We start from the raw sequence: 26,965 nt of genomic DNA, 5'->3' as shown, positions 1-26,965 counted from the left end.
AGCACCCCACGGCGAGTGGGCTCAGCGCCGCTCATCGGCTCGCCCCCTCGTCCGGCGCACCGGCCTGCCACGCGTCCTCCATGCGCCAGGCGGCGCCGTCCTCGATCCGGACGCGCCCACCCGTGGCCGCGAGCCGCACGGCCACGGCGTCGGCGCGCGTGGGGTACACCCTCGCCGTGAGCGCCTGGCCGTTGACGAAGAGCTCAAGCGCTGAACGATCGACGAGCAGACGCAGGTGCACGAGACCGTCGGCGCGAGCCGGCGCATCCCCCGTCAGCTCGCCCCGGTCCGCCGCGGGATCGAGGCTGCTCCGGCTGCGGTCCAGCCTGATCCGGACCCGCGCGTCCCCACGTCCTCGCGTTTCCCGGGCGATCTCGAGCACCGTCTCCTCGCTGGCGTCGGGAGTCGCGCGGAGCACGAGCCGAGCGCTGGCACCCGGCTCCAGGGCGATCAGCAGCTCGACGTCGAGCTGGTCGCCGCTCGCGAGCGCCGCGGGCTCTCCTGCGAGCATCTCCCGCCCTGTCAGCGTCACCCGGTCGCGGCGCAGGTCGGCGATCTCCGGGGCGGGGGCGAGCCTGAGTCCACCGTCCTCGGCCAGGGTGACGACCCGGGGCAGCGACATGACACCCGACCATCCGGCCGCGACGGCAGCCGCGTCCGGACGCCCCTCCTGCAGCCAGCCGAACATGACCCGTCGGCCGGCGTCGTCGGTGAACGACTGAGGGGCGTAGAAGTAGCGTCCACCGAGGTCGAGCCGGTGGGTGCCGTCCGGCACGAAGGTGTCACCGACGTACTCGCCGGTGAAGTAGAGCGCGTGGTGCGTCTGCCCCTCGTCCCAGGCCGAGAACACCAGGACGTCCCGGGCACCGGACCCGCCCTGCAGCCCGAACAGCTCGACGCACTCCCACATCGTCCCGGTCCAGTCGGGGCGTGAGCGGTCGTCGGTCGCACCCGTCCCCACGAGGAGAGGCCCGACGTAGTCCCAGCTGCGCAGGTCCACCGACTCGTACAGGAGGGCAGTCCCGCCTCGGCCACGGATCCCCGAGCCGATCAGCTGCCGCCACCTCCCGCCCTCGCGCCAGACGCTGTGGTCGCGGAACGCTACGAGGTCCAGCCCCGCTGGGGGCGCAGCGACGACAGGGTTCCTCGGGTCCTTCGTCCAGGCCCGCAGGTCGTCCGAGCCGGTGGCCACGCAGGGCAGCTCCCGTTCGCCGTGCCGGCCCGAGTAGACGATGGTCGGGACGCCGCCGTCGTCGACGAGGACGCCCGACCAGCACCCGTCGACGTCCGGGCCGGAGTCGCCCGGGACGAGCGCGACCGGCTCGTCCTGCCAGTGCACCAGGTCGCGGCTCGTCGCGTGGCCCCAGCTGATGCGGTGGTGCACCGCAGCCTCCGGGTTGTGCTGGTAGAAGAGGTGATAGACGCCGTCGCGCTGCGTCAGGCCGTTCGGGTCGTTGAGCCAGCCCGACGGCGGCACGAAGTGGAAGCGCGGGCGGTGCGGGTCCGTGTCGGCCCGCACCGACGCGGGGCGTTCGGTGATCCGGGTCGTCGCGGTCTCGGTCATCGGGATCCTCGATCCTGGTCGGGCGCGTCGGTCCCACGCGCGATGTCGGTGGCGAGCGCCCTGCGGGCGACCTCGAGCGAGGGCCGGTACCGGTGGCACCGGACCCAGTGGTCCGTCACCGCGTCGACGACGTGGCGGACGGGCTCGGTCTCGGAGCACGGGCTGTCGGGGTCGCCGTCGAAGGGACAGGTGGACGACTCGAGCACGGCGCTGCGCAGCCGCGCCCGCTCGACCGGGTCGTACCCGGTCGAGCGGTTCGGCTCCGGGACCGCCGAGAGCAGCAGCCGGGTGTACGGGTGGGACGGTCGGGCCATGAGGTCGAGCGACTCGCCCGACTCCACGAGCTCGCCGGCGAACATCACGGTGGTCCGGTCGGCCACGTAGCGAGCCGACGCGAGGTCGTGCGTGATGAACAGGATCGTGAGTCCCCGCTGGTCGCGCAGACGACGCATGAGGTTGAGGATCCCGACACGCACCGAGACGTCGAGCATGGAGGTCGGCTCGTCGGCCAGCACGACCTTGGGCTCGACCGCGAGCGCGCGCGCGATCGCGACGCGCTGCCGCTGCCCGCCCGACAGCTCGTGCGGGTAGGACGAGAGCAGCTCGGGCGACAGGCCCACCGTGGTCATGAGCTCGTCGAGCGCCGCCCGCGTCTCCTCCTGCCCGCGCGTCACCCCGTGCAGCCGGAGCGCGCGCTCCAGGAAGTGCGACACGGGATGGACCGGGTTGAGCGAGCCGAACGGGTCCTGGAAGACCATCTGGACCGTCCCCCGGTAGGCGCGCGTGGCGTGCCGGGGCTGGGTCTTGAGCACGTCCTCGCCGTCGACGACCATCGATCCGGCGGTCGGCTTCTCGAGCCGTGCGAGACAGCGCACGATCGTCGACTTCCCGCTCCCGGACTCGCCGACGAGGGCCATGATCTCGCCGCGGCGCACGTCGAGGGCGACACCGTCGAGTGCCCGCACGCTGCGGCGGGCGAACAGCCCGCCCAGCGGAAAGTCCTTCGTCAGGCCCCGCAGGCTGATGACGGGCGACGCCTGCGCCCGTGCGACGGGCGAGGGAACGGTCTCGGTGGTCATGCGCCACCTCCTGGCGTGGTGGCGAGGACGGTCGGCGCGACCCAGTGGCCGCTCCCCCGGTCCTCGAGGTCGGGGATCGGGCCGAGGCGGAGCTCCTCGGCCAGGGCGGTCAGCTCCCGGCGGGGGCCCGTCAGCGGCGGGAACGCGTTGATGAGCGCGTGGGTGTACGGGTGCTCGGGGTGGGCGAACAGCTCGCGCGACGGAGCGGTCTCAACGAGTCGTCCGCCGTACATCACGGCCATCCGGTGCGAGATCTCGATCATCAGCGACATGTCGTGCGTGATGAACAGGATCGAGAACCCGAGCTCGCGCTGCAGCTCGCCGATCTGCGCCATGATCTCCTGCTGCACCACGACGTCGAGCGCCGTGGTCGGCTCGTCCATGATGAGCAGGCCCGGCCGGAGCGCGACCGCCATGGCGATGACGACACGCTGGCGCATCCCGCCGGAGAGCTGGTGGGGATAGGCACGGAGACGCGACGGGTCGATCTTCACGAGCTCGAGGAGCTCCGCGGCCCGGCGCCGGGCCTCGCCGCGACGTAGGCCCTCGTGGGTCGTGAAGATGTCGGCCATCTGGTCGCCGACGGTCATGACGGGGTTGAGCGAGCTCATCGCGGACTGGAACACCATCGCCACCTCCTTCCAGCGAAAGGCACGCAGCTCCTCGGGGCGCATCGCGAGCACGTCCCGACCGCGGTAACGGATCGTCCCCGCGGTGATCACCGCGGGGTCCCGGAGCAGGCGCATCAGCGCGTTCGCGACGGTCGACTTGCCGCAGCCGGACTCTCCCGCCAGGCCGAAGACCTCCCCCGCGCCGATCCGGAAGCTCACGTCCTTCACGGCGACGACCGAGCGGTGGGCGCCCACGTACTCGACCGTGAGCCCCTCCACCTCGAGCACGGGGACGTCGGCGGTGTGGTCGGTGCTCATCGTGCTCCCTCCACGGCGACGACGGTCGGCGTCGTCGGGCTCTCGTCGGTCGTCCGGCCGCGCGCGGCGGCGGCTCGGTCGCGGCGGCCACGCGGCGAGCGCAGACGCGGGTTCGTGATCTCGTCGACGGCGTAGTTGAGGAGCGCCAGCGCGAACGCGACGAGCGCGATGCACAGGCCGGAGGGCACGAACGCCCACCAGTCGCCCGTCAGCAGGGCGCCGTCGTTGCTCGCCCAGTACAGGTTGGTACCCCAGCTCACGGTGCTGACGTCTCCCAGCCCGAGGAACTCGAGGCCGGCCTGGGACCCGATGCCGAAGATCACGCAGCCGAGGAACGTCGTCATGACGATCGACGCCATGTTCGGGAGGATCTCGCGGAACATGATGAAGCCCGATCGCTCGCCCGTCACGACGGACGCCGCCACGAAGTCCTTGCCCCGGATCGACAGGGCCTGCGACCGCAGCACACGCGCCGAGCCCGCCCAACCCGTGATCACGAGCACGACGACGATGGTCGCGGTGCCGGGCGGCAGGAACGCCGCGAGGATCACCAGCAGGGGAAGGCCGGGGATGAGCAGGAAGACGTTCGTGAGCAGCGAGAGGAGGTCGTCCACCGCGCGGCCGAAGTAGGCGGAGGCCAGACCGACCAGAACACCGAGGAACGACGCCGCGACGCCCACGAGGAAGCCGACGAGCAGCGAGCTGCGCGCGCCCCAGAGCGTGAGGGCGAGCACGTCCTGGCCCTTCGCAGTCGTCCCGAGCAGGTGGGAGGAGGACGGCGGCAGCGACGCCACGTCCGTGATGAGCGACGGTTTACCCGGTGCGACGACCGGCGCCAGGACCGCGAGAGCGACGAACACGACGAGGATCGCCAGGCCGACGACGGCCTTGCGGTTGCGGCCGAGGGACCGGAACAGGCCCCGGGTCCGGACGCGCGGCGGCGGCTGGGCCGGCGTGCCGGGCGTCGTGGCGGCACCCGGCGCGACGACGGCGCTCTCGCGGACCTCGACGGCTGGATCGGTGGCAGACATGGGATTTCCTCCGTTCAGGCGACCCGCACGCGCGGGTCGAGACGGACATAGACGATGTCGACGAGGAAGTTCGTCAGGAGCACGGCCGCGGTGATCGTCAGGAAGATGCCCTGCATCAGCGGGTAGTCGAGGCCCTGAACCGCGGCCAGGAGCTGGTAGCCGACCCCCGGGTAGGCGAAGACGACCTCGGTGAGCATGGCGCCGCCGACGATGAAACCGAGCGACATCCCGAGCGACGTGACCGCCGGGAGCATCGCGTTGCGCGCGGCGTAGCGGAACATGATGCGGTGGGGTCGTAGCCCCTTCGCCTCCGCCATGACGATGTAGTCCTCGGAGGTGGTCGCGATCATGGTGTTCCGCATGCCGAGCATCCAGCCGCCGATCGAGACGAGCACGATGGTGGCCGCGGGCAGCACCAGGTGGGTCGCGACGTCGGACACGAACTCCGACGTCCACGCGGGCGTCAGCCCGACGCTGAATGCGTGCCCCGTCGGGAACCAGCCCAGGACGACCCCGAAGAGGTACAGCGCGCCCATCGCGAGCCAGAAGTAGGGGAACGAGCCGATGAAGACGAGCAGGGGCGGCAGGACCGAGTCCAGCACGCCGCCGCGGCGCCATGCGGCGAGGATCCCGAGCAGGTTCCCGACGACGACGGCGATCACGAGCGCGGTGCCGCCCAGGAGCAGCGTCCAGCCGATCTGGCTCGCGATGACCTCGGACACGGGGCTCGGGAACCGGGAGATCGAGATGCCCATGTGGCCGGTCAGCATGTCGTGGACGTAGCTGGTGTACTGCTGCCACAGCGGCCGGTGGTCGAGCCCGAAGAGCTTGCGGAGCTGGTCGACCTGCTCCGGTGTCATCTGGCCCTGGGACCGCGCGAACATCCGGGACACGGGGTCACCTGGCATGACGCGCGGGAGGAGGAAGTTGAGGGTGATGGACACCCAGAATGCGAGCAGGTAGAAGCCCAGTCGCCTCAGTATGAAACGCACGGTGGTGCTCCGTTCGTGCGGGTGCGGGACCGGCGGTCGTGGCCGGCCGACCGCCGCGGCGAGGACGTCGCCCCGCCGCGGCGGCCTGGGGCCGGCTCGGTCACTTGGTGACGGGGGTGAGGCTCGTCAGGACGAGCACCGTCGTCGGCGCCCGGGTGTCGAGCGTGGCGTACGGGTCGGCCTCGGTCGGCCATCCCGTGAAGCGCACGGTGGTGTAGGCGCCCCACTGCGGTCCCGAGAAGAGCGGGATCACCGGTGCTTCCTTCGCGAAGAGCGCCTGGAGCTGGTCGACGAGCGTGTGCTGCGTCGTGGCGTCACCGGTGGAGGCGAACTGGTCGAGGAGCGTGTCCGCCGCCTTGTCGCCGAACCGGTGGTAGTTGTCGGTCGTCTGGATGCCGACCGGCTTGACGGTCGTCGTTGACATGAGACCGCGGTAGAGCTGGTACGGCGTCGGGGCGTTGTTGGCCCAGACGATCCCGGTGTCGAAGGTGCCCTGCTCGTAGCTCGACGTGACAGCGGACCAGTCGGGCGCGTCGACCTTGGCGGTGATCCCGACGTCGGCGAGGTTCTGCGCGATGATGTTCGCGACCGACAGCCAGTCCGACGACGTCGAGCCCACCGAGATCTTGAACGTGAACGGCTTGCCGTCCTTGAGCGTGCGCTTGCCGTCCGAGCCCTTCGCGTAGCCGGCCTTGTCGAGCAGCGCGTTGGCCGCGCTCACGTCACGCTTCGTCCAGTCGCACGTGGCGACCACGTCCGCGTCGCGCCAGGTGTCGTAGTTGCCCGACAGCCCGGTGCAGTCGGCCGGCGAGGTGTAGCCGGACATGCCGATCTTCGTGATGGCTCCCCGGTCGATCGCCATGCTGAGCGCCTTGCGGACGTCGACGTCGTCGAACGGAGCCTTGGTCGTGTTGAGCTGCCAGTTGATGTCCGACCCGGTCGGAGGGAACCAGTAGTGCCGGTGCTCGGGATCCTTGGCGACGTACGTCTGCTGGATGTTCGGCATGTACTGGGGCGCCCAGTCCACGTCGCCGTTGACGGCGGCCAGGTTCGCACCGTCGTTGCCGGCGAACGCGAGCATCCGGATGCCGGTGATCTTCTGCTTGGCCGGCTGCCAGTAGTGCGGGTTCTTGAGGAGGTCGTACGACTGGCTGCTGAAGTTAGCGACCTGGGTGTACGGGCCGGTGCCGACGGGGTCGGGGTTGGTGTCCTTGGATGGGTCGGAGATCTTCTCCCAGACGTGCTTCGGGACGATGATCTGCTGGCCAACCTCGTACAGGCCCGGTGAGAACGCGCGGTTGAACTGGAAGACGACGGTGTGGTCGTCCTTCGCCACGACCTTCGCGAGGTAGTCGTAGCCGCCCAGGAGCTTCTTCTGGAGCTCGAAGGTGTACACCACGTCGGCGGCCGTGAAGGGCTCGCCGTCGGACCAGGTGACGCCGTCGCGCAGCGTGAACGTGATGCTCTTGCCGTCGGCGGCCGGCGTCCACTTGGTGCCCAGCCACGGCACGGTATTGCCCTTGGCGGGGTTGTAGACGAGCAGCGACTCGTAGATCGCCTGCTGCGTCATCGGAGCGACGTTCGGGGAGAACGGGTTGAAGTTCCGCGTGAACGTCCCCATGTCCTCACGGGGTATGGTCAGGAGTTGCTTGCCGTTGGCGGAGGCACCGCCGCCGGCCGCCGACTGGCCGCCGGAGGAGGTGCATCCGCTGAGCGCCAAGGACGCCGCCACGGCGAGCGCCGCGACACCTCCGAGGCGAGACCTGAGTGTGAAGCGTGACATGATCGTTTTCTCTTCCTCTCTTCCACGCTGAAGCGAAGTGGGGGTGGAGCTCGTCGGGAGATTCGCAGTCAGACCGACGAGCGTTCGAGCAGCGGGCAGTCGACCGTCACCTGTCGGGTGGCGATCGGCTGCCCTGCTGTGAGCGACGCGAGCATGTCGATGCCGCGTTCACCCATCTCCTCGAAGGGCAGAGCGACCGTGGTGAGCTTGGGCCGCAGGTAGGCGGCGATGAGCTCCTGGTTGTCGAAGCCGACGACGGCTACGTCGGCCGGGATGGTCAGTCCCTTCTCCTTGATCGCGTCGTAGGCTCCCATCGCCATGCGGTCGTTGCCGCAGAAGAGGGCGGTGGGTCGATCGGCGCGATCGAGGAGCTCCGCGGCGGCGGCGTAGCCACCGTCCGCGGTCGCATGACCGGAGACGACGAGGTCGTCGTCGAGGTCGATACCGGCCTCGACGAGCGCCTGCCGATATCCCTCCCGGCGACCGACGGTCGCGGGGATGTCGGGGTCGAGCGTGATGAAGCCGATGCGCGTGTGCCCCGCCTCGATGAGGCGCCGTGTCGCGCGATATCCGCCGGACCGCTCGTCGGGGACAATCGACGGGTAGCGCCCCTCGGCGTCGAAGCAGTTGACGAGGACGGTCGGGACCTCCGCCGCGGCCTCGGGGATCGTCACGGCCCGGTGCCAGGTAGCGGCGTACAGCAGCCCCTCGACGCGCTGCTCGAGCAGCTTCTCGATGGCCGATTCCTCGATGTCCGGCCGCCCTTCGCTCGACGCGATGAGCAGGAACTTGTGGTCGGCCCACGCGCGGTCCTGCGCACCCTTGATGATCTCCACTGCGAAGGGCGCCGTGACGATCTCGGTGACCAGGCCGTACCAGTCACTGCGCCGGCTCGCGAGGGCCCGCGCGCCGGCGTTGGGCCGGTAGCCGAGCACGCGCGCCGACTCGAGGATCCGCTCGCGCGTGTCGCGGGCGATCCCCGCGTCCTCGCGCCCGTTGAGCACGAACGACACGGCGGTCCGTGACACGCCCGCGTGCGTGGCGACGTCGCCCATCGTGATGCCGCGCGAAGTGCCGGCGGTCCCCATTGCCCGTCTCCTGATGCTCGTCCTAACGCGCGTTAATGCGACGTTGCGGCGACCTTACGCGCGTTAGGAGATTCGTGTCAACAGGTGGTGAGCTCGGCCCGATCAGAGGACACCCCCCGTCGGCGTCATCACGGCGGGGGCGCGACGCAGCAGAGCAGACGCCCCCGCCCGTGCCACCGCAATCCGTACCGACGCAGCACGTGCCCCGCACCCGACCGTCAGGCGGGGGCGGGGCACGACCGTTCATGCGGTGTCAGACCGCGGACCACCCGTTGTCGACGGGCAGGATTACGCCGTTGACGTTGCTCGCGGCGTCGGACGCGAGGAAGACGATCGCGGCAGCCTGCTCCTCGGCGGCCGCCGGCTGCCCGACGTTGCCCATGTACCGGCCGAGCGTGGCGGGCCCGCCGGCGGTGGGGTCGGCGTCGACCTGGATGTTCGTCGCCGTGCCTCCGGGGGCGATCGCGTTGGTGCGCACGCCCTGGTCGCGGTACATGACGGCGAGGGACTTCGTGAGGCCGGCGACGCCGTGCTTGGAGACCGTGTACACCGTCCCGGCGGCGGACCCGCGCAGCGACGCCTCGGACGCGGTGTTGACGATGGCGCCCTTGCCGGTGGCGAGGAGGTGCGGCAGGGCGGCGCGCGTGAGGAGGAACGGCGCGTAGAGGTTCACGCGCAGGACGCGGTCCCACTCCTCGTCGGTGGTGTCCGCCGCGGCGGACATGCGGTCCATGATCCCGGCGTTGTTGACGAGCACGTCGAGGCTGCCGAACGTCTCGACGGCGGTCGCGACGACCTGGTCGACGACGGCCTGGTCCGCGAGGTCCCCGGTCACGGCGACGGCCTCGCCGCCGGCGGCCTCGATCTCCTCGACGACGGCGGCCGCACGGTCGGCGGCGATGTCGGCGACGACGACCTTGGCACCCTCGGCGGTGAACGCGAGGGCGGTGGCACGGCCGATGCCGGAGCCGGCGCCCGTGACGACGACGGTCTTGCCTGCGAGTCCTGTGCTGCTCATGGTGGTCCTTCCGTGGTCGGCCGACGGATTATTGTCACGTCGTGCCACTATTGTAGATCGGGAAGGATGGGCCGCGACACCCCACCTGGAGGTCCTGTGACCAGCCCGACATCCCGCCCCGGACGGCCCCGCCGCACCGCCGCCGAGCTCGCCGGCGAGCGTCGGCGCGTCGCGCACGAGGCGCTGCGCCTCTTCGCGCTGCACGGCGTCTCCGCCACGTCCGCCGACGACGTCGCTCGCGCCGCCGGGGTGTCCGTGCGGACGTTCTGGCGCCTGTTCCCCCGCAAGGAGGACGTGGTCCGGCCGCTCCTCGAGGACGGCGTCGCGACCGTCGCGGCGAACGTCCGTGCCCGCGGCGTCGCCGGGTTCCGCGCGGACGGAGCCCCCGTCCCGGACGAGCCGCTGTCGTCCGTCGAGCCCGTCCGCACGCTCGTGCGCCTCACCCGGACCGAGCCCGCGATCCGTGCCGTCTGGCTCGACGTCCACGACGGCGCCGAGGCCGTGTTCGCTGACGCTCTGGCGGCGAGCCGTGGCGAGACCGAGCCGGGCCTGGGCACCCGCACGACGGCCGCCGTCGTCAACGCGGCGCTCCGCGTGGCGGTCGAGGAGTGGGCGTGGCGTGACAGCCCCGCGGACGCGCTCGCCCGGCTCACGGACGAGGCGCTCGCCTTGGCCGCGGCCGCGCTGGGCGGACGCGCCGAGGGCCCCACCGGGACGGCGGAGCCCCCGCGCGCCGACTAGCCTCGGGGGCATGGCTCTCACCTCCCCCTCTTCCGTCGCCGCCACCCCGGGCGACCGCCTCGACGACCCCGCGACCGACCCCTTCGACGTCGCGAAGGAGGCGGCCACGTTCATCGCCGAGCGGACGGGCGTCGAGCGGCACGACGTCGCGCTCGTCCTCGGTTCGGGCTGGGGCGGCGCCGCCGACCTGCTCGGCGAGACGGTCGCCGAGATCCCGTCCGAGGAGATCCCCGGGTTCTCCGCTCCCGCGGTCGCAGGCCACCGCGCCACCACGCGCTCCATCCGGATCGAGGGGTCCACGCACGACGACGGCACGCCCAAGCACGCGCTCGTCCTCGGCTCGCGCACGCACCTCTACGAGGGTCGCGGGGTCCGCCGCGTCGTGCACGGCGTCCGGACGGCCGCCGCGACCGGGGCCGGCGTCGTCGTCCTCACCAACGGGTGCGGCGGGCTGAACCTCGACTGGACCGCCGGCACGCCCGTGCTCATCTCCGACCACATCAACCTCACGGCCACCAGCCCCCTCGAGGGGGCGACGTTCGTCGACCTGACCGACCTGTACTCCTCGCGCCTGCGCGACCTGGCCCGGACCGTCGACCCGAACCTCCCCGAGGGCGTGTACGCCCAGTTCCGCGGCCCGCACTACGAGACGCCCGCCGAGGTCCGCATGGCCGGGCGGATGGGCGCCGACCTCGTCGGCATGTCGACGACGCTCGAGGCCATCGCCGCCCGCCACGCCGGCCTCGAGGTGCTCGGCGTCTCGCTCGTCACGAACCTGGCCGCCGGGATCAGCCCCGAGCCCCTGTCGCACGCCGAGGTGCTCGAGGCCGGCGCCGCCGCAGGACCGCGGATCTCCGCCCTGCTGGCGTCCGTGGTCGCCCTGGTCTGAACCCGCCGGTCCGAAGGAGCACGACATGAGCAACCCCACCGACCCGGCGACCGGGCCCCACCTCAGCGAGCGGGCGCACGCGCACGCCGACGACGTCCGCCCGGCCGAGGACGGCCGGTTCACCGAGCCCGGCGCCGTCGCCGAGCCGTCCGCACCCCTCGACGACCTGCTCGTCGAGCGCGTCGAGGCGTGGATCGCCGACGACGTCGACGACGTCGACCGCGACGAGCTCCGCAGCCTCCTCGAGCTGGCCCGGAGCACCCCGGACGGGCTGCGCGCCACGGTCCGGGCGAACACGGCGCGCGCCGAGCTCACCGACCGCTTCGCCGCGACGCTCCAGTTCGGGACCGCCGGGCTGCGCGGCGAGATGGCGGCCGGCCCGAACCGGATGAACCGAGCCGTCGTGCGGCGCGCAGCGGCCGGGCTGGGGGGCTACCTGGCGCAGGTCCTGCCCGGCGAGGCGGCACGCGTCGTCGTCGGGTACGACGCGCGGCACCGCTCGCGGGACTTCGCGATCGACACCGCGGGCGTCCTCACGGCCGCGGGTCACGAGGCGCTCGTGCTGCCCGGCCCGCTGCCGACGCCCGTGCTCGCGTTCGCGGTCCGCCACCTCGCCGCCGACGCGGGCGTCATGGTCACCGCGAGCCACAACCCGCCGGCCGACAACGGGTACAAGGTGTACCTGGGCGGCCGCGTCGTCGAGGGGTCGGGCCAGGGCGCGCAGATCGTTCCTCCGTTCGACGCCGAGATCGCCGCGCAGATCGCGGCCGTCGGCCCTGTCACCGAGATCCCGGTCGCGACGGACGGGTGGACGACGCTCGGCGACGACCTCCTGCGCGCCTACCTCGACGCCGTCCACCGGCTGTGGGACGGCAGCGACGACCGGAACCTGCGGATCGCGACCACGCCGCTGCACGGCGTCGGCGGCCCGGTCCTCGCCCAGGTCCTCGCCGAGGCGCACTTCCGGGACGTCGCGGTCGTCGAGGAGCAGGCCGGAGCCGACCCCGACTTCCCGACCGTCGCGTTCCCGAACCCCGAGGAGAAGGGCGCCATCGACCTCGCGCTCGCGCTCGCGCAGGACTGGGGAGCCGACCTCGTCATCGCGAACGACCCCGACGCCGACCGGTGCGCCGTCGCCGTCCACGACGCGCGCGGCGGATCGTACCGCGGCGAGGAGACGGCCCGGTCGCAGGGCTGGCGCATGCTGCACGGCGACGAGGTGGGTGCGCTGCTGGGCCAGGAGGCGGCGCGGCGGGCCGAGGGCACGGGCGGGGTGTTCGCGAGCTCGGTCGTGTCGTCGAGGCTGCTCGGCCGGATCGCCGCCGCGCACGGCCTGCGGCACGCGACGACGCTCACGGGGTTCAAGTGGATCGCCCGCACCGAGGGCCTCGTCTTCGGGTACGAGGAGGCGCTGGGCTACTGCGTCGACCCGGAGTCCGTGCGCGACAAGGACGGCCTGAGCGCCGCCCTCGCGATCGCGCAGCTCGCGCAGCGGCTCAAGGCGGAGGGCTCGAGCCTCGTCGAGGAGCTCGACGCGATCGCCCGCCGCCACGACCTCTACCTGACCGACCAGGTCTCGGCCCGGTTCGAGGACCTCAGCGAGATCGACGACACCATGGTCCGGCTGCGCGCGACGCCGCCCGCGACCATCGCCGGCGCCGCGGTGACCTCGACGGCCGACCTCGCCGACGGGTACGAGGGCCTGCCCCCCACCGACGGCGTCCTGTGGCTCTGCGCCGACTCGACGCGCGTCATCGTGCGCCCGTCGGGCACCGAGCCCAAGGTCAAGGCCTACCTCGAGGTCGTCGTGCCCGTCGGCGAGGACGACGACGACGAGCAGGTCGGGCGCGCCCGCTGGGTCGCGCGGCAGCGGCTCGACGACGTCGCGACGGACGTGCGCGCGGCGCTCGGCCTCGCCTGACGACGGCGGCCGGGCAAGCGGGCCCCGCTTGCTCGGCCACCTCGTCGGCTACTTCAGGGCGACCTTCACGCCGCCCGAGAACGCCGAGTCGTGCAGCTCGAGCGACGCGAGCCTCGCGTCCTTCGGGACGTCGAACACCACGATCCCCTTGACCGTGTTGCCGGGGTTGTGAACGGTTCGCGTGTTTGTCATTGCTTCTCAGTCGTGTGGCGGTCTCAGTCATGTGAAGTTGTCGATTGGTCTCGTGAGCAATGCGGTAACTATCAGACGCGTGGAGGGGGTGAGAGAACGTGCCTGTCCGGGTCGTGAAGACGGCGACGGGCCGGTATCTCGTCCCGACCAAGGTCGCGGGCCGCGAGGGCCGGACGGCGGGGTACTGCCGGGTTTCGGGTGCGGATCAGACGGCCGATCTGGAGTGTCAGGTCGGCCGCGTCACTCTCGGGGCGCTGGAGCGCGGGCTGCGCCGGGACGGTGGTTTCCGACGTCGGGTCCGGGTTGAACGCCGACGGGTCAAGTTCTCCCGGCTGCTCGCGGACCGGCAGGTGAGGACGATCGTGGTTGAGCGTCGTGACCGTGGGGCACGGTCGAGCTGGGGCACCTGCAGGCGGCGTTGCGCTCCGTGCCGCTCGGTCGTGGTCGCCGGCGACGGTGAGGTCGCTGACGACCTCGTGCGGGACCTGACCGAGACCCTGACCTCGTTGTGCTCCCGTCTGTACGGTCGGCGTTCGGCCAAGTGGCGTGCGGATGCCGCGGTGGCGGCGATGTCAGCACCGGGTGGGAGCCTGAGGGCGTGACGTTGCAGGGGTTCCGTGTCGAGCTCGCACCCGACGCTGGGCAGGCGGATCGGTTGGCGCAGCACGCCGGCCTGCACCGGGTCGTGTTCAACCACTGCCTCGCACACGTCAAAGCGGTGATGGGGCAGCGCGCTGCGGAACGCACCTACGGCATCGCGGACGACGAGCTGACGCCCGCGGTGGGGTGGTCGGCGCCCGCGCTGGAGAGGTACTGGCGGGCCACGCATCGCGAGGCGTACCCGTGGTTCGGTGATGAAGGGTTGTCCTCGCGGGTGCCGAAGGAGGCGTGCCGTGCGCTGGCGGCCGCACTGTCGAACTGGGCGAGGTCGAGGACGGGTGCGCGGAAGGGGCGGCGGGTCGGGTTCCCGCGGTTTCGGCGCCGTAAGAACGGTGCGACCTGCCGGTTCGACGCGAACACCGCCCACCCCGCGACGTCTCGGCTGGTGCACGTGCCGAGGATCGGGAAGGTGCCCACACGTGAGGACATGGGGTGGCTCACCGACCGCATCGCCGAGGGACGCGCCCGCGTCCTGGGTTCCCGGTTCGAACGGCGTGCCGGCCGGTGGTGGGTGTCCTTCCAGGTCGAGGTCGACCGCGCCGACGTCAACGCCCGCCGCGCCGCACCCGTGGGCGGCCCGGCGGTCGGGATCGATCTCGGGATCAAGACGTTCGCGACGATCGCCGCTGACGACGGCACCATCGTCGAGGTCCCGAACCCGCGGCACCTGCAGCACAAGCTGCGCCGGCTGCGGCGGGCGAACAAGGCCCTGGCGCGTAAGCAGAAGGGGTCGAAGAACCGCGGCACGGCCGCCGCCGCTGTCGCGAAGATCCACCTGGACGTCGCGCACGCGCGGGCGAACTTCCTGCACAAGCTCTCGACGTCGTTGACGAGAACCAAGTCAACGATCGTGATCGAGGACCTGTCCGTAGCTGGCATGGTGAAGAACCGGCGGCTGGCCCGGCACATCGCCGACGCCGGCTGGGCCGAGTTCAGACGCCAACTGACCTACAAGGCCGACTGGTACGGCTCCACGGTGGTCGTCGCGGACCGGTGGTTCCCGTCGAGCAGGACGTGCAGCTCATGCGGGGCCGTGAACCGCGACCTGACTCTCGCGGAAAGGACCTGGACCTGCCCATGCGGCACCATCCACGACCGCGACCGGACAGCAGCGATCAACCTCCTACGCCTCGCCGCGTAGACCAACCACACCGTCGCCGGGCAGTTCCCCGGAGACCCGAAACGCCTGCCGAGGCCCACTAAGCCCTCACCCCGTGAGGCACAGGCCAACGAAACAGGAAGAGAGAATCGCCGAGATTCCTCGAACGGTTGATGTCGTTGAGGAACGTTCGAGTCGTCGAGGTAGGCCCCCGCCTCGCTGTCCGCGTCGAACTCCCGGCCGTCGGTGTCGCGGAGCGTCTGGTTGCCGTCGTCGAACGTCTGGGCCTCCTTGCCGATGTTCTTCACCATCACGTGCACGAGGACAAACTGGCTCATCGCACTTGAGGGTGTAGTTGGGGTCGGAAGCCGCCGGCCTCGAGTAGGGATCGGGCGATGTAGTGGGTCAGGTTCCTGAATCCGAGGGCGGAGCCACGCAGGTGCTCGAGACGGCCGTTGATCGCCTCGGTCGGTCCGTTGCTCGTGCCGGGCAGGTCGAAGAATGCCAGCACGTCGGCGGCGCGCTTGGTCAGTGTCCGGCCGAGGGTGACGAGCTCGCTCAGGCCGGCTGGAACGCCGCGGCTCAGGGAGTCGATGACGGAGTTCATCAGCGCACGGCCCTGGGCGCGGTCGCGGTGGCGGTAGGCGGTGATCATGCGCTGGTAGACGCCCCAGGTCGCCTCGACGGCGGCGTGCTCATCGACCGTGAACAGCGCCTCGATCCTGGCCGTCTGCTTGGCGGTGAGCAGGTCGGTGCCGGTGTGCAGGGTCCGCCGGGCTCGGTAGAGCGGGTCGGCGGCGCGGCCTCGGTGGCCGCGGGTGTCCTGTTGGACCCGGCGGCGGCACCGGTCCAGCGCGTCACCGGCGAGACGGACCACGTGGAAGGGGTCCATGACTGCGACCGCGTCGGGCAGTTCCTCGGCGGTGGCCGTCTTGAACCCGGTGAACCCGTCCATCGCGACCACCTCGACGCCGTCACGCCACGCTTTCGCCCTGGCCGCGAGCCAGGTCTTGAACGCACTCTTGGAGCGGCCGGCGACCATGTCGAGCAGTCTCGCTGGGCCGACCCCGTCGCGGATCGGGGTCAGATCGATCACCACGGTCACGTACCTGTCGCCGCGGCGGGTGTGGCGCCACACGTGCTCATCGACGCCGATCACGGCCACACCCTCGAACCGGGCCGGGTCATCGATCAGGACACGCTGCCCTTCGGCCAGAACGGCGTCGTTCGCGGTGTGCCACGCCACGGCGAGAGCCTCGGCCACCCGTGCCACTGTCAGGTGCTGAACGACGAGGCCGACCAGCGCCCAGCGCACCGCTGCCCGCGACAGCTTCGCCCGCGGCTCCGCAGCTGCCGTGGTGTCCTGGCGCCACACCCGCCCGCAGCCCTCGCAACGGTAGCGGCGCACCCGGACCAGCAGCGTCACCGGCCGCCACCCGAACGGCTCGTGCGCCAGCCACCGGATCACCGTCCCTCGCGGCGCGCCCTCGGCGCCGCACCTGCGGCAGAACGCGTCGTCATCGCGGGCGACCACGCGGCACTCCAGCACCGCCCGGCCCGGTTCCAGGCGCTGTCCGACCACGACGAGACCGAGCTCGTCCAGCCGCGCGAAGATCGTCAGGTCAGGAGGATCGAAGGTAGCGTCAGGCACGTCGAGGTCTTCCGGATGGGCAGTGTGAGAACTTCCATCCTGGGGGACCTCGACCCGCCCCCGGCAAGATCAGCCAGCCAGCGCTACACCCTCATCTGCGTTGAGCCGACAAACTGGCCCTGCGCCTTCTCGTTCAGCAACTCGTCCCCCACCTGCTTGACGCTCGCGGCGGTGCGAGCGGCTTCCCGCTCAAGGACGCCGCTCCGCAGGAGATCGTCGACGGCGTGCGCGCGGTCGCGGGCGGGGACGCCGTCCTCGCGCCCCGGGTCGCCCGGTTCGTCGTCGCGCACGTCGCCTCCTCCCGGGTGGGCGAGGAGACCGTCGGCGCCCGGCACGCGCTCGCGCAGCTCACCGACCGCGAGCGCGACATCGCGGGCCTGGTCGCCGAGGGGCTCAGCAACGCCGACATCGCCCAACGCGTCTACGTGAGCGAGGCGACCGTGAAGACCCACCTGGGCCGCGTCATGACGAAGCTCGGGCTCGCCAACCGGGTACAGGTCGCCCTCCTCGTCGAGCGCGCGCGCTGACCCGTCCGCGCGGCCGGCCTCGCGCCGAGCAAGCGAGAACCCGCCCGAGCAAGCGGCCGAAGCGTGCTTGCTCGAGCGGGTTCGTGCTTGCTCGGCGGTGGGTCCGTCCTCAGCCGAGGGCGTCGAGCTCCGCGAGCACCGCGGCGCCGCTGGACATCCCCAGGCGGGTCGCGCCGTGGTCGATCATCGTCAGCGCGTCGGCGAGCGTCCGGATCCCCCCGGACGCCTTGACGCCGAGGCGCCCGCCCACCGTCTCCGACATGATCGAGACCGCGCGCGCCGACGCGCCGCCGGCCGGGTGGAAGCCCGTCGACGTCTTGACGAAGTCGGCGCCCGCCGCCTCCGAGGCGCGGCACGCCTCCACGATCTCGTGGTCCGTGAGGGCCGCGGACTCGATGATGACCTTGAGCACGCGCCCCTGCGGGACGGCCGCCCGGACCGCCGCGACGTCGAGCTGCACGTACTCCCACGCGCCCGCCTTCGCGGCGCCGACGTCGATCACCATGTCGACCTCGTCGGCACCGTCGGCGACGGACCGCGCGGCCTCGGCGGCCTTGATGTCGCTGTGGTGCTTGCCCGACGGGAACCCGCACACCGTGGCGACCTTGAGCGCGGTGCCCTCCGGGCCGGCGTCGGGCACGGTCAGCGGGAGGAACGACGGCGAGACGCACACCGCGTACACGCCCAGCGCGGCGCCCTCGGCGACGAGCGCCTCGACGTCGGCGCGCGTGGCCTCGGGCTTGAGGAGCGTGTGGTCGATGAACTGCGCGAGGCCCGCCCGGTCCAGTCCCCCGGTCGTCGTGCTCATACCTGCGCTCCTTCGATCTCCGCGTACTTCGGTGCGATGAGGTCCTCGACGAGGCGGCGGCGCTCGTCGTGGTGGACGAACGCGTTCCAGGCCGCAGTGACCGTGACCTCGTACAGGTCGTCGAGCGTCCAGCCCGCCTCGGCGACGAGGAGCGTCATCTCGCGCGTCATCGACGTCCCCGACTGCAGCCGGTTGTCCGTGTTGACGGTGACGGCGAACTCGAGCTCGAGCAGCCGCGTGATGGGGTGCTCCGCGATCGACGCCGCCGCACCCGTCTGGAGGTTCGACGTCGGGCACAGCTCGAGCGGCACCTGGCGGTCGCGGACCCACGTCGCGACGCGGCCGAGCGTCGCGAGCGGCTCGGCGTCCTCGTCGCGGTCACCGCTCGGGTCGAAGGCGATGTCCTCGACGATCCGCACCCCGTGCCCGACGCGCGCCGCGCGCCCCAGGTGGACGGCCTGCGAGATCGAGTCGACCCCGTCGGCCTCGCCGGCGTGGATCGTGACGGGGAACCCGGCGTCGTCGAGGGTGGCCCAGACCGCCGGGTAGCGGTCCGGCGGGAAGCCGAGCTCGGCGCCCGCGATGTCGAACCCGACGACGGCGCCCGGGGAGTCCGCGAGCGCGCCCTCCACGCGGTTGGCGAGGGCGAGGTCGGCGATCTCCTCCCAGCGGTCGGCATGCCGCATCGCGGTGACGAGCTGCCCGACCCAGATGGTCCTGCCGTCCTTCGCGGCCTCGGCGACGCCCTCCGCCAGCCCCTCGCGGACCGCGTCGACGGTCTCCTGGAGCGTGAGCCCGCCCTGCAGGTGCTGCTCGGGTGCCCACCGCTGCTCGGCGTACACGACGCCGTCGGCCGCGAGGTCGAGCACGGACTCGCGCGCGACGCGGCGCAGGTGGTCCGCCGTCTGCATGACGGCGATCGTGTGGTCGAACGTCTCGAGGTACCGGGGCAGGTCGCCGGACGTCGCAGCCTCGACGAACCAGGTCCCCAGCGCGTCGGGGTCGGTCGTCGGGAGCTCGTGGCCGGCCTCGGCCGCCAGCTCGACGATCGTGGCGGGCCGCAGGCCGCCGTCGAGGTGGTCGTGCAGGACGACCTTGGGGAGCTGCGCGATCTGCTCGCGCAGCGTCGTGGGCAGGTGCGACACGCGCTCGTCGGTGCCGTCACCCGGCGTGCTCGTGGCCGCCGGGGAGGTGGGGGATGTCATGGCTCCCACGGTAGCGGAGCCGCGTCGTCCGCGTCCGTCAGCCGCGGGCGTCGTCGTCGTCCGCGGGGACCTCGTCGGCCTGCTCGACGACGTCCGCCTCGTCCGCCTCGCCGTCCAGGTCGGGGCGGGGGACGTCGGGCTCGTAGTCGGCCTCGTCGAGGGCGTCGGGCTCGGGGAGCCGCCGGTGCGTGAGGTGGTCGACGTCGTCGCGGGTCCCGGTGTCGTCGGGGACCAGCCCCGCGTCGCGGAGCGTCTCGTCGCCGGGCGTGGTGCTCATGGGGGCCTCCCTCGACGTGCGGTGCGGGCACCTCCATCGTCGCGCGCCGGGCGGCGGTGCGCACGGGCGCCGGGCGCCGTCGTCGGCGGGAGGGTCAGCGCGGCAGGAGGGCCCAGACGACGTGGGTCCAGCGGCCGAGCGCGTCGAGGGGTCGCTCCGCCGCCCAGAGCGCCGCGCGCGGGACCGCGTGGACGGCGCCCGAGCCGGGCTCGTAGACCAGGTGGACGCCGTCGGGCCCGCCCGGCAGCGCGAGGACGACGTGGCGGGGCACCGCGGCTCCCACGCCCCCGGCCGTGTCGCCGCCCGTGTAGAGCGGGACCAGGATCCCGCGCGCGAGCGCCGCGTCGACGGCGGCGCGGACGCGCGCGAGGTCGGCCGGGTCGGTGTCGTCGACGACACGGTGCCCGTAGCGCACCGCGCCCCACCGGGCGGTCCGGGCCGCGGCCCACGGCGGGGTGCCGAGCGCCCGCGGCCACGGCAGGCCGAGGAGCGCCGTGCGCGTCGTGCGGCGCTGAACGGCGCGCTGCAGGGCGTCGAACCGCCCGGTGCCGGCGTCCAGCCACGCGGCCACGGCCGGGTCGCCGTCGGCGGCGAGGAGGACGAGCACCGCGGCGCCGCAGGTCGTGCCGTCGACCTGGATCGCCGGCGCCCGCTCGGGGCCGAGCAGCACGGGCCACGGCGCGTCCGTCCGCCCTGCCCGACGGCGCCCGAGCGGGTCGGCGGCCGCCCGGTCCACGGGGCGCGGCGATGGAGAGGTGTCGCGGACCGGCGCCGTCGGGAACCTCGTCCACAGGCCCGCCCGCCGGAGCAGGCTCGTGAGCTGCACGCGGCCTACCGCAGCGCGCCCAGCACGGACGCGGCCAGCCCGAGCGCGGCGAGCAGCACGACGGCGCCCGCGCCGGGTGCGAGCATCCCCCAGGGCCGCCGGTCGGGCCGGGGCCAGCGGCCCTTGCGCGCCCGGACCGCCCCGGTCACCGTGGTCGCGCCGAGCAGCACGCCGACGACCGCGAGCGTCGGGTCGCCCTGCCGCAGGGCCGCGAGCGCCAGCACGGCGCAGCCGAGCGCGACGCCGAGCGCGGTGCGCTGCCACGCGAGGGCGGTCCGCTCGGCGGGCTCGTCGTGCGGGACGCGGGTGTCCGGCTCGCCGGTCACCGGGTCGACCCGCTCCAGATCGCGTACGCCCCGACGAGCGCCGCGAACGCGACGATGCCCACGACGATCACCGGCAGCGCGCTGGGCGGGGGCAGCGGCCGGCCGAGACGCATCGCACGCTCGTTGCGGCGCCACGCGACCAGGGCGTACGCGGCGAGGCACCCGCCGCCGACGCAGGCGACCGCGGCCACGACGTCGAGCAGGACGGACAGGTCGGCGAACGACGCGAACGACGTGAGCGCGATCCCGCCCGCGACGAGCCCGAGGCCCGTGCGGAGCCACGCGAGCGCGGTGCGCTCGTTGGCGAGGGAGTACCGCACGTCGGGGTCGCTCCCCACGCCGTACACCGAGCGCGGGCGACGGGCGTCCGGCTCGTCCCGCCCGCTCACGCCACCCGGTCCAGCACGACGGACGTGCGCTCGGTCACGAGGCTCACGTCGGAGACGCGGAACGCGCCGTCGAGCGCCGCGGCGGCGCGCTCGAACCGCTCGGGCGTGTCCGTGTGGAGGGTCGCGAGCGGCTGGCCCGCGACGACGACGTCCCCCGGCTTGGCGTGCAGCTCGACGCCCGCGCCCGCCTGCACGGTGTCCTCCTTGCGGGCGCGTCCGGCACCGAGACGCCACGCCGCGACGCCGACGGCGAGCGCGTCGACATGGGTGAGCACGCCGTCGGACGGCGCCGTGACGATCTCCGACTCGCGTGCGGACGGCAGCGGCGCATCGGGGTCGCCGCCCTGGGCGCGGATCATGGCCTTCCACACGTCCATGGCACGGCCGTCGCCGAGCGCCGCGCGGACGTCGTCCTCGGCCTGCGGCCGGCCGGCCCCGGCGAGCATCTCGACGGCGAGCGCGACCGTGAGGTCCACGACGTCGGAGGGCCCGCCCCCGGCCAGCACCTCGACGGACTCGCGGACCTCGAGCGCGTTGCCCGCGGTGAGGCCGAGCGGCGTCGACATGTCCGTGAGCAGCGCCACCGTCCGCACGCCCGCGTCCGTGCCCAGGTCGACCATGGTGCGCGCGAGCTCGCGGGCGTCGTCGGCGGACTTCATGAACGCGCCCGAGCCGACCTTGACGTCGAGGACGAGCGCGCCCGTGCCCTCGGCGATCTTCTTGCTCATGATCGAGCTCGCGATCAGCGGGATCGCCTCGACGGTCCCGGTGACGTCGCGCAGCGCGTAGAGCTTGCGGTCGGCGGGCGCGAGTCCCGACCCCGCCTGGCAGATCACGGCGCCGACCGAGCCGAGCTGGGCCATCATCTCGTCGTTGCTGAGCGCGACGCGCCAGCCGGGGATGGACTCGAGCTTGTCGAGCGTGCCGCCCGTGTGCCCGAGGCCGCGCCCCGAGAGCTGCGGCACCGCGACCCCGAACGCCGCGACCAGCGGCGCGAGCGGCAGCGTGATCTTGTCGCCCACCCCACCCGTCGAGTGCTTGTCGGCGGTCGGCCGGTCGAGGCCCGAGAAGTCGAGGCGCTCGCCGCTCGCGATCATCGCGGACGTCCAGCGCGAGATCTCCCCGCGGTCCATCCCGTTGAGCAGGATCGCCATCGCGAGCGCCGCCATCTGCTCCTCGGCGACCACGCCGCGCGTGTACGCGTCGACGACCCAGTCGATCTGCCCGCCCTCGAGGCGCTGCTTGTCGCGCTTGGTACGGATCACGTCGACGGCGTCGAACTTCTCGGCCGTCGCGGGGGTGGTGCTCATCATTCTCCTCGGCGCAGGTCGTCCGGCCCGAACGCGTCGGGCAGGACCTCGGTCATCGGGCGGACGCCGGACACGGTCTCCACGAGGAGCTCCGGCCCCCCGTGCTCCCACAGGAGCTGGCGGCACCGCCCGCACGGCATGATCACGCGGCCCGCGCCGTCGACGCACGTGAACGCGACGAGCCGCCCGCCCCCGCCGACGACGAGCGCCGACACGAGCGAGCACTCCGCGCACAGCGTCACGCCGTACGCCGCGTTCTCGACGTTGCAGCCGACGACGACGCGGCCGTCGTCCACGATCGCGGCCGCGCCCACGGGGTAGCGCGAGTAGGGCGCGTACGCCCGCCGGGCGACCGACGCCGCCTCGGCGCGCAGCGCGTCCCAGTCGATCGATGGCGTCACGCTCACTCCTTGACGTACGGCTCGCCGTCGGCCGCGGGCGCGCGCACGCGCCCCACCAGCCCGGCGACGGCGAAGATCGTCACCACGTACGGCAGCATCAGCATGAACTGGTTGGGGATCGCGGTCCCGAGCACGCCGAGGACCTGCTGCAGCTTGTCGGAGAACCCGAACAGCAGCGCGGCGCCGAGCGCGCCCCACGGCGACCACCGGCCGAGGATCATCGCGGCGAGCGCGATGTACCCCTTGCCGGCCGTCATCTCCTGCGAGAACGCGCCGACGGAGCCGACCGTGAAGAACGCGCCACCGAGGCCCGCGACCATCGAGCCGAGGAGCACGTTGCCCCAGCGCGTGCGGTTGACGTCGATGCCCACCGTGTCCGCGGCGGCCGGGTACTCGCCCACGGCGCGCACGCGCAGACCCCACCGGGTGCGGAACAGCGCGATCGCGACCACGACGATCGCCACGTACAGCAGGTAGACGAGCAGGGTCTGGCGGAACAGCACCGGGCCGATCACGGGGATGTCCCCGAGCACGGGGATCGCGAGCGTGGGCAGGCGCGGCGGGCTGTTGAGCGTCGCCGCGTTCTCCTTGAGCACCGACGAGTACAGGAAGCTCGTCAGACCGACCGCGAACACGTTGAGCACGACGCCGACGATGATCTGGTTGACGTGGTACTTGACCGTGAACAACGCCAGGAGAGCCCCGATGACGAGACCCGCGACGGGTGCCGCGACGAGCCCCAGGTAGGCGTTGGAGACGATCGACGCGAACACCGCCGCACCGAACGCGCCCGTGAGGAGCTGACCCTCGATCGCGATGTTCACGACGCCCGCGCGCTCGCCGATCAGACCGCCGAGCGCGCCGAACGCGAGCGGGACCGCGAGGAAGATCGAGCCCGCGAGGAGCGAGACCAGCGAGGTCGACTTGCCCGCCACCGCCCAGGTGAGGAACGCGAGCACCCACAGGACCGCGAAGACGATCGGCACCCAGCGGCTGATGCGGCGCGCCCGCGAGACGCACCAGCCGGCGTACGCGGCGACGAGGATCGCGAGGACCGACAGGACGGCGGCGGTGGCCTTCGACGGGACGGTCACCGGCCCGAGATGGACGAAGTCGGTCGAGGTGGAGAGCCCGAACGTGGTGTCACGGCCGCCGGCGGGCAGGAGACCGAACAGCAGGAGGGCGAGCACGCCGAGCACGCCGAGCGTGATCGGGAGCCGCCAGGCCTTCCCGCCGGTCGCGGCGCGGGCCGTGGCTGCGGGCGAGCCCGTGGGCTCGAGGGTGGCGGCGCTCATGCGTGCGCTCCCTTCGCGTCGGGGCGCGGCGCCGGCAGGCGGAAGATCGCCCGCACGAGCGGCGGCGCCGCGATGAACAGGACGACCAGGGACTGGATCACGAGCACGAGGTCGATCGGGGTGCCGGTCGCCGCCTCCATGGACCTCCCGCCGACGTCGAGAGCCGCGTACAGCAGGCCGGCGAAGAAGATCCCCATCGGCTTGGACCGGCCGAGCAGCGCGACCGTGATCGCGTCGAAGCCGAGCGACCCGGCGATGCCACCCGTCACCGACTTCTCGGTCCCGAGGACCTGGACCGCTCCCGCGAGGCCGGCCAGGGCCCCCGAGACCGCCATCACGGCGATGAACGTCGTCGCCACGCCGATGCCCGCGTTGCGCGAGGCGTTCGGGTTGGAGCCGACCGCGCGGAACCGGAAGCCCCAGGTGGAGCGCGTCATGAGCCACCACACGAACACTGCGGCGAGGATCGCGACGAGGAAGCCCGCGTTCAGCCGGAACTGCTCGCCGAGGAGCAGCGGCAGGTTGGCGTTCGGGCCGACGGCCGGGCTCTTCGGCTGGTTCGAGCTCGAGTGGGTGAAGAACCGTGTGGTGAGCAGGTACGCGAGGAAGTAGAGCGCGACGTAGTTGAGCATGATCGTGACGATCACCTCGTGCGCCCCCGTGCGGGCACGCAGCACGCCCGCGATCGAGGCCCAGATCGCACCGCCGAGGATGCCGCCGACGATGGCGACCACCACGTGGACGACGACCGGCAGGTGCCACGTGAAGCCGATGTAGCCCGCGAACGTCGCCCCGAGGATGACCTGGCCCTGGGCGCCGATGTTGAACAGGCCGGCACGGAACGCGACCGCGACGCCGAGCGCCGCGATGATGAGCGGCGTCGCGACCGTCATGGTCTCCGTGAGCGGGTGGAACACCGTCGTGAAGCTCCAGCCGCGGTCGTTGATGATCGAGCCCCGGAACATCGCGACGTACGAGTCGCTGACCGCCGACCAGGCGGCCGAGAAGAAGTCGCCGGGCCTGGAGAAGAAGTAGCTCAGCGTCGACGTCACCGAGTCCGTCGTGAACACGATCAGCAACGCGCCGATCACGAGGGCGAGCACGAACGCCAGGACGGTCACGCCGAACGTCCCGGTCGCCGCGTCGCGCAGGGCGCGCGACGCGCGCGCCTCGCCGGTGTCGCCGGGCGGGCCGTCCGGCTGGGAGGGGCCGCGGCCCGTCAGGTCGGCGCCGGGCTCGGCGGCCTCCGGGGCGGTGCCCGGCTCCTCGGGCTGGCTCACTGCTGCGCTCCTGTCTCGTGCGTGTGCTCGTCGGCGAGCTGGTCCAGCTCGGTCTCCGTGGCCTGCGCGTGCGCCTCCTCGGCGCTCACGCCGGCCATCATGAGGCCGAGCACCGCGCGCGGGGTGTCGGCGGGGACGATCCCGACGACCGCGCCGCGGTACATCACCGCGATCCGGTCGGCGAGCGCGGCGACCTCGTCGAGCTCGGTCGAGACGATCACCACCGGCGTCCCGGCGTCGCGTTCCGCGACGATCCGCTTGTGCAGGAACTCGATGGACCCGACGTCGACGCCGCGCGTCGGCTGGCTCGCCACGAACACCTTGAGCGGCCGCGAGAGCTCGCGCGCCATGACGACCTTCTGCTGGTTCCCGCCCGAGAGGCGTCCGACCTCCTGGGACGGTCCCTGGGTGCGGATGTCGTACTCCTCGATGCGTGCCCGGGCGTTGTCGCGGATCGCGCCGAGGTCGAGCGCGATGCCGCGCGCGAAGGGCCGCCGGTCGTACACGTCGAGGACGAGGTTCTCGGCGACCGTGAAGTCGAGGACGAGCCCGTCGACGGTCCGGTCCTCGGGCACGAAGCCCACGCCCGCGTCGAGGATCTCGTGCGGGCTCAGGCCGACCAGCTCGCGACCCTCGAGCGTGATCGAGCCCGTCGCCGGCACCAGCCCGACGACGGCCTCGCTGAGCTCGGTCTGCCCGTTGCCCTGGACGCCCGCGACCGCGAGGATCTCGCCGCGGGCCACCGCGAAGCTCACGTCGTCGACGACCGCGATGCCGTTCGGGTCGCGCACGGTGAGGTGCTCGACCCGGAAGGTCACCTCGCCGGGCTGCGCGGGCTCCTTGTCCACGCCGAGGCTGACCGAGCGGCCGACCATCATGGCGGCGAGCTCGGTCTCGGCCGCGTCCGGGGACGCCTCGCCGACCACGGCACCGCGCCGGATGACCGTGATGACGTCGGCGACGGCCTTGACCTCACGGAGCTTGTGGGTGATGAAGACGATCGACGTCCCCTGGGCCTTGAGCTCGCGCATGATCGCGATCAGTTCGTCGGTCTCCTGGGGCGTCAGCACGGCGGTGGGCTCGTCGAGGATGAGCACGCGCGCGTCGCGCACGAGCGCCTTGACGATCTCCACGCGCTGCTGCACGCCGACGGGGAGGTCCTCGACCACGGCGTCGGGGTCGAGCCCGAACCCGAACCGGTCGGAGAGCTCGCGGACCGTGCGGCGGGCGGCGTCGAGGTCGAGCAGCCCTCCCCCGCGCGTCGGCTCGTGCCCGAGCATCACGTTCTCGGCGACCGTGAAGACCGGGACCAGCATGAAGTGCTGGTGGACCATGCCGATGCCGGCGGCGAGCGCGTCGCCGGGGCCCTTGAACGCGACGGCCGCGTCGTCGACGAGGATCTCGCCCTCGTCGGCCTGGTAGAGGCCGAACAGGACGTTCATCAGGGTCGACTTCCCCGCGCCGTTCTCACCGAGCAGGGCATGCACCTGTCCGGGCTCGACGACGAGGTCGATGTGGTCGTTCGCGACGAGCGGTCCGAACCGCTTGGTGATGCCGCGCAGCTCCAGCTTCACCGCCGGGCCTCCTTCGGGTCGGGGCGCGGGCCGACCGGAACGTCGGCAGCCTCACGCTAGCCATCTCGTGCCGGTCGCGCCCGCGGACGGCGACGGGCCGGGCACCCTGC

Annotated in this window: 26 protein-coding genes and 1 pseudogene; 5 read left to right on the top strand and 22 right to left on the bottom strand. The window is 72.5% G+C overall.

Annotation, left to right across the window (positions count from 1 at the left end; all coding sequences use genetic code 11):
* Positions 1–31: 31 nt before the first annotated feature.
* From KDY119_RS05790 to KDY119_RS05755, 8 genes are all read right to left on the bottom strand, one after another.
* Positions 32–1,564, bottom strand: a complete 1,533-nt coding sequence (locus tag KDY119_RS05790) for a glycoside hydrolase family 32 protein (protein ID WP_051136693.1) — start codon at positions 1,562–1,564, stop codon at positions 32–34.
* Positions 1,561–2,643 carry an ATP-binding cassette domain-containing protein gene (locus tag KDY119_RS05785; protein WP_036951906.1) on the bottom strand — a complete coding sequence of 361 codons (1,083 nt, stop codon included), beginning with the start codon at positions 2,641–2,643 and terminating at the stop codon, positions 1,561–1,563. The genes KDY119_RS05790 and KDY119_RS05785 overlap by 4 nt, the downstream gene beginning before the upstream one ends.
* A complete protein-coding gene (locus KDY119_RS05780; protein WP_036951909.1) occupies positions 2,640–3,572 on the bottom strand; it encodes an ABC transporter ATP-binding protein in 933 nt (310 codons plus the stop codon). Before KDY119_RS05780 ends, KDY119_RS05785 begins: the two co-directional genes overlap by 4 nt.
* On the bottom strand, positions 3,569–4,603 hold the full coding sequence (locus KDY119_RS05775; RefSeq protein WP_083890939.1) for an ABC transporter permease: 1,035 nt from the start codon (positions 4,601–4,603) through the stop codon (positions 3,569–3,571). The genes KDY119_RS05780 and KDY119_RS05775 overlap by 4 nt, the downstream gene beginning before the upstream one ends.
* A gap of 14 nt (positions 4,604–4,617) precedes the next feature.
* The gene (locus KDY119_RS05770; RefSeq protein ID WP_036951912.1) at positions 4,618–5,595 is read right to left on the bottom strand and encodes an ABC transporter permease; all 978 of its coding nucleotides are present in this window, start codon (positions 5,593–5,595) and stop codon (positions 4,618–4,620) included.
* Between the two features lie 100 nt (positions 5,596–5,695).
* A complete protein-coding gene (locus tag KDY119_RS05765) occupies positions 5,696–7,378 on the bottom strand; it encodes an ABC transporter substrate-binding protein (RefSeq protein ID WP_036951915.1) in 1,683 nt (560 codons plus the stop codon).
* Between the two features lie 68 nt (positions 7,379–7,446).
* Positions 7,447–8,466 carry a LacI family DNA-binding transcriptional regulator gene (locus KDY119_RS05760; protein ID WP_036951918.1) on the bottom strand — a complete coding sequence of 340 codons (1,020 nt, stop codon included), beginning with the start codon at positions 8,464–8,466 and terminating at the stop codon, positions 7,447–7,449.
* Positions 8,467–8,719: 253 nt separating this feature from the next.
* Positions 8,720–9,484: an SDR family NAD(P)-dependent oxidoreductase gene (locus tag KDY119_RS05755; RefSeq protein ID WP_036951921.1), complete on the bottom strand. Its 765-nt coding sequence runs from the start codon at positions 9,482–9,484 to the stop codon at positions 8,720–8,722.
* A gap of 96 nt (positions 9,485–9,580) precedes the next feature.
* On the opposite strand from KDY119_RS05755, the gene KDY119_RS05750 reads away from it, so the two are divergent.
* From KDY119_RS05750 to KDY119_RS05740, 3 genes are read left to right on the top strand one after another with little or no spacing between them, the layout of a single operon-like run.
* Positions 9,581–10,225, top strand: a complete 645-nt coding sequence (locus KDY119_RS05750; protein ID WP_194174358.1) for a TetR/AcrR family transcriptional regulator — start codon at positions 9,581–9,583, stop codon at positions 10,223–10,225.
* A 10-nt stretch (positions 10,226–10,235) separates the two neighbouring features.
* A complete protein-coding gene (locus KDY119_RS05745) occupies positions 10,236–11,114 on the top strand; it encodes a purine-nucleoside phosphorylase (protein WP_036951924.1) in 879 nt (292 codons plus the stop codon).
* 25 nt (positions 11,115–11,139) lie between these two features.
* A complete protein-coding gene (locus tag KDY119_RS05740) occupies positions 11,140–13,035 on the top strand; it encodes a phospho-sugar mutase (RefSeq protein WP_083890941.1) in 1,896 nt (631 codons plus the stop codon).
* A gap of 48 nt (positions 13,036–13,083) precedes the next feature.
* Here the strand turns inward: KDY119_RS05740 and KDY119_RS05735 are convergent, their stop codons facing one another.
* On the bottom strand, positions 13,084–13,227 hold the full coding sequence (locus KDY119_RS05735) for a DUF4352 domain-containing protein (RefSeq protein ID WP_083890942.1): 144 nt from the start codon (positions 13,225–13,227) through the stop codon (positions 13,084–13,086).
* 598 nt (positions 13,228–13,825) lie between these two features.
* Here KDY119_RS05735 and tnpB point away from each other — a divergent pair.
* Positions 13,826–15,028: an IS607 family element RNA-guided endonuclease TnpB gene (tnpB, locus tag KDY119_RS05730; protein WP_036951927.1), complete on the top strand. Its 1,203-nt coding sequence runs from the start codon at positions 13,826–13,828 to the stop codon at positions 15,026–15,028.
* Positions 15,029–15,240: 212 nt separating this feature from the next.
* On the opposite strand, the pseudogene KDY119_RS19280 reads toward tnpB, so the two are convergent.
* Positions 15,241–15,297 (bottom strand): annotated as a pseudogene (locus tag KDY119_RS19280) (hypothetical protein); the annotation flags it as partial.
* Positions 15,298–15,320: 23 nt separating this feature from the next.
* Positions 15,321–16,637, bottom strand: a complete 1,317-nt coding sequence (locus KDY119_RS05720) for an ISL3 family transposase (RefSeq protein WP_036951930.1) — start codon at positions 16,635–16,637, stop codon at positions 15,321–15,323.
* Positions 16,638–16,861: 224 nt separating this feature from the next.
* Here KDY119_RS05720 and KDY119_RS05715 point away from each other — a divergent pair, with 224 nt between their 5' ends.
* Positions 16,862–17,164 carry a response regulator transcription factor gene (locus KDY119_RS05715; RefSeq protein WP_194174356.1) on the top strand — a complete coding sequence of 101 codons (303 nt, stop codon included), beginning with the start codon at positions 16,862–16,864 and terminating at the stop codon, positions 17,162–17,164.
* A gap of 109 nt (positions 17,165–17,273) precedes the next feature.
* On the opposite strand, the gene deoC is transcribed toward KDY119_RS05715, so the two are convergent.
* From deoC to KDY119_RS05660, 11 genes are all read right to left on the bottom strand, one after another.
* Entirely contained in the window at positions 17,274–17,972 is a 699-nt protein-coding gene (gene deoC, locus KDY119_RS05710; protein WP_036951933.1) for a deoxyribose-phosphate aldolase, read from the bottom strand.
* Positions 17,969–19,177: an adenosine deaminase gene (locus KDY119_RS05705; RefSeq protein WP_083890944.1), complete on the bottom strand. Its 1,209-nt coding sequence runs from the start codon at positions 19,175–19,177 to the stop codon at positions 17,969–17,971. Before KDY119_RS05705 ends, deoC begins: the two co-directional genes overlap by 4 nt.
* 37 nt (positions 19,178–19,214) lie before the next feature.
* A complete protein-coding gene (locus KDY119_RS05700; protein ID WP_036951936.1) occupies positions 19,215–19,454 on the bottom strand; it encodes a hypothetical protein in 240 nt (79 codons plus the stop codon).
* Between the two features lie 94 nt (positions 19,455–19,548).
* Positions 19,549–20,280, bottom strand: coding sequence for a hypothetical protein (locus tag KDY119_RS05695; protein ID WP_153022048.1), 732 nt, complete (start codon positions 20,278–20,280; stop codon positions 19,549–19,551).
* A 5-nt stretch (positions 20,281–20,285) separates the two neighbouring features.
* The gene (locus KDY119_RS05690) at positions 20,286–20,606 is read right to left on the bottom strand and encodes a DUF202 domain-containing protein (protein WP_153022047.1); all 321 of its coding nucleotides are present in this window, start codon (positions 20,604–20,606) and stop codon (positions 20,286–20,288) included.
* Positions 20,603–20,995, bottom strand: coding sequence for a YidH family protein (locus tag KDY119_RS05685; protein WP_036951939.1), 393 nt, complete (start codon positions 20,993–20,995; stop codon positions 20,603–20,605). The genes KDY119_RS05690 and KDY119_RS05685 overlap by 4 nt, the downstream gene beginning before the upstream one ends.
* Entirely contained in the window at positions 20,992–22,305 is a 1,314-nt protein-coding gene (locus KDY119_RS05680; RefSeq protein WP_036951942.1) for a thymidine phosphorylase, read from the bottom strand. The genes KDY119_RS05685 and KDY119_RS05680 overlap by 4 nt, the downstream gene beginning before the upstream one ends.
* Positions 22,305–22,706 (bottom strand): cytidine deaminase, encoded by a 402-nt coding sequence (locus KDY119_RS05675; protein ID WP_153022046.1) that lies wholly within the window; start codon positions 22,704–22,706, stop codon positions 22,305–22,307. The genes KDY119_RS05680 and KDY119_RS05675 overlap by 1 nt, the downstream gene beginning before the upstream one ends.
* A 2-nt stretch (positions 22,707–22,708) precedes the next feature.
* Entirely contained in the window at positions 22,709–24,001 is a 1,293-nt protein-coding gene (locus KDY119_RS05670) for an ABC transporter permease (RefSeq protein ID WP_036951944.1), read from the bottom strand.
* Positions 23,998–25,281: an ABC transporter permease gene (locus KDY119_RS05665; protein ID WP_227994538.1), complete on the bottom strand. Its 1,284-nt coding sequence runs from the start codon at positions 25,279–25,281 to the stop codon at positions 23,998–24,000. Before KDY119_RS05665 ends, KDY119_RS05670 begins: the two co-directional genes overlap by 4 nt.
* Positions 25,278–26,855, bottom strand: coding sequence for an ABC transporter ATP-binding protein (locus KDY119_RS05660; protein WP_051136698.1), 1,578 nt, complete (start codon positions 26,853–26,855; stop codon positions 25,278–25,280). Before KDY119_RS05660 ends, KDY119_RS05665 begins: the two co-directional genes overlap by 4 nt.
* Positions 26,856–26,965 lie beyond the last annotated feature (110 nt).

The sequence above is a fragment of the Luteimicrobium xylanilyticum genome (genome assembly GCF_009429125.1).
GTDB classification, from domain to species: domain Bacteria; phylum Actinomycetota; class Actinomycetes; order Actinomycetales; family Cellulomonadaceae; genus Luteimicrobium; species Luteimicrobium xylanilyticum.
This window is presented reverse-complemented; position numbering and strand designations above follow the sequence as displayed.

Coding starts and splice junctions, on each gene's coding strand:
- KDY119_RS05790 (WP_051136693.1), bottom strand. CDS start 1,564: ATGACCGAGACCGCGACGACCCGGATCACCGAACGCCCCGCGTCGGTG.
- KDY119_RS05785 (WP_036951906.1), bottom strand. CDS start 2,643: ATGACCACCGAGACCGTTCCCTCGCCCGTCGCACGGGCGCAGGCGTCG.
- KDY119_RS05780 (WP_036951909.1), bottom strand. CDS start 3,572: ATGAGCACCGACCACACCGCCGACGTCCCCGTGCTCGAGGTGGAGGGG.
- KDY119_RS05775 (WP_083890939.1), bottom strand. CDS start 4,603: ATGTCTGCCACCGATCCAGCCGTCGAGGTCCGCGAGAGCGCCGTCGTC.
- KDY119_RS05765 (WP_036951915.1), bottom strand. CDS start 7,378: ATGTCACGCTTCACACTCAGGTCTCGCCTCGGAGGTGTCGCGGCGCTC.
- KDY119_RS05760 (WP_036951918.1), bottom strand. CDS start 8,466: ATGGGGACCGCCGGCACTTCGCGCGGCATCACGATGGGCGACGTCGCC.
- KDY119_RS05755 (WP_036951921.1), bottom strand. CDS start 9,484: ATGAGCAGCACAGGACTCGCAGGCAAGACCGTCGTCGTCACGGGCGCC.
- KDY119_RS05745 (WP_036951924.1), top strand. CDS start 10,236: ATGGCTCTCACCTCCCCCTCTTCCGTCGCCGCCACCCCGGGCGACCGC.
- KDY119_RS05740 (WP_083890941.1), top strand. CDS start 11,140: ATGAGCAACCCCACCGACCCGGCGACCGGGCCCCACCTCAGCGAGCGG.
- KDY119_RS05735 (WP_083890942.1), bottom strand. CDS start 13,227: ATGACAAACACGCGAACCGTTCACAACCCCGGCAACACGGTCAAGGGG.
- deoC (WP_036951933.1), bottom strand. CDS start 17,972: ATGAGCACGACGACCGGGGGACTGGACCGGGCGGGCCTCGCGCAGTTC.
- KDY119_RS05705 (WP_083890944.1), bottom strand. CDS start 19,177: ATGACATCCCCCACCTCCCCGGCGGCCACGAGCACGCCGGGTGACGGC.
- KDY119_RS05700 (WP_036951936.1), bottom strand. CDS start 19,454: ATGAGCACCACGCCCGGCGACGAGACGCTCCGCGACGCGGGGCTGGTC.
- KDY119_RS05680 (WP_036951942.1), bottom strand. CDS start 22,305: ATGAGCACCACCCCCGCGACGGCCGAGAAGTTCGACGCCGTCGACGTG.
- KDY119_RS05670 (WP_036951944.1), bottom strand. CDS start 24,001: ATGAGCGCCGCCACCCTCGAGCCCACGGGCTCGCCCGCAGCCACGGCC.